The organism is Alkalihalobacillus sp. TS-13 (assembly GCF_019720915.1).
Lineage (GTDB): Bacteria > Bacillota > Bacilli > Bacillales > Fictibacillaceae > Pseudalkalibacillus.
Window position 1 is genome coordinate 1 of the sequence record NZ_JAHKSI010000014.1, and the last position, 1,646, is coordinate 1,646.

Genomic DNA, 1,646 nt, shown 5'->3' on the forward strand with positions numbered 1-1,646 from the left:
AAGGGCTGAGAAGCGAGACCGGAAGGACTCGTGGAGCGCTTTGAAGTGAGAATGCCGGTATGAGTAGCGAAAAGAGAAGTGAGAATCTTCTCCATCGAAAGCCCAAGGTTTCCTGAGGAAGGCTCGTCCGCTCAGGGTTAGTCGGGACCTAAGCCGAGGCCGAAAGGCGTAGGCGATGGCCAACAGGTTGATATTCCTGTACCACCTCCTTTCCGTTTGAGCAACGGGGGGACGCAGGAAGGTAGGGAGAGCGCGCTGATGGATATGCGCGTCCAAGCAGTTAGGCCGGTGGATAGGCAAATCCGTCCACCATACGGCGGAGCTGTGATGGCGAGGGAACTAGAGTACCGAAGTCCCTGATCCTACACTGCCAAGAAAAGCCTCTAGCGAGGAAAGAGGTGCCCGTACCGTAAACCGACACAGGTAGGCGAGGAGAGAATCCTAAGATGCTCGGGAGAACTCTCGTTAAGGAACTCGGCAAAATGACCCCGTAACTTCGGGAGAAGGGGTGCTCTGATAGGGTGCAAGCCCGAGAGAGCCGCAGTGAAAAGATCCAAGCGACTGTTTAGCAAAAACACAGGTCTCTGCGAAGCCGTAAGGCGAAGTATAGGGGCTGACACCTGCCCGGTGCTGGAAGGTTAAGAGGAGGGGTTATCCCTTACGGGAGAAGCTCTGAATCGAAGCCCCAGTAAACGGCGGCCGTAACTATAACGGTCCTAAGGTAGCGAAATTCCTTGTCGGGTAAGTTCCGACCCGCACGAAAGGTGCAACGACTTGGATACTGTCTCAACGAGAGACCCGGTGAAATTATAGTACCTGTGAAGATGCAGGTTACCCGCGACAGGACGGAAAGACCCCATGGAGCTTTACTGTAGCCTGATATTGGATTTTGGTATCGTTTGTACAGGATAGGTAGGAGCCTTTGAAGCCGGACCGCCAGGTTCGGTGGAGGCGTCGGTGGGATACTACCCTGACGGTATTGAAATTCTAACCCAGGACCGTGATCCGGTTCGGAGACAGTGTCAGGTGGGCAGTTTGACTGGGGCGGTCGCCTCCTAAAGTGTAACGGAGGCGCCCAAAGGTTCCCTCAGAATGGTTGGAAATCATTCGCAGAGTGTAAAGGCACAAGGGAGCTTGACTGCGAGACCTACAAGTCGAGCAGGGACGAAAGTCGGGCTTAGTGATCCGGTGGTTCCGCATGGAAGGGCCATCGCTCAACGGATAAAAGCTACCCTGGGGATAACAGGCTTATCTCCCCCAAGAGTCCACATCGACGGGGAGGTTTGGCACCTCGATGTCGGCTCATCGCATCCTGGGGCTGAAGTAGGTCCCAAGGGTTGGGCTGTTCGCCCATTAAAGCGGTACGCGAGCTGGGTTCAGAACGTCGTGAGACAGTTCGGTCCCTATCCGTCGCGGGCGCAGGAAATTTGAGAGGAGCTGTCCTTAGTACGAGAGGACCGGGATGGACACACCGCTGGTGTACCAGTTGTTCCGCCAGGAGCATAGCTGGGTAGCTACGTGTGGACGGGATAAGTGCTGAAAGCATCTAAGCATGAAGCCCCCCTCAAGATGAGATTTCCCATCGCGTCAAGCGAGTAAGATCCCTCAGAGATGATGAGGTTGATAGGTCTGGTGTGGAAGCGTGG

Annotated in this window: 1 rRNA gene; it reads left to right on the plus strand. The window is 55.0% G+C overall.

From position 1 onward, the window contains the following. Positions 1 to 1,646 (plus strand): 23S ribosomal RNA (locus KOL94_RS24825); the annotation flags it as partial.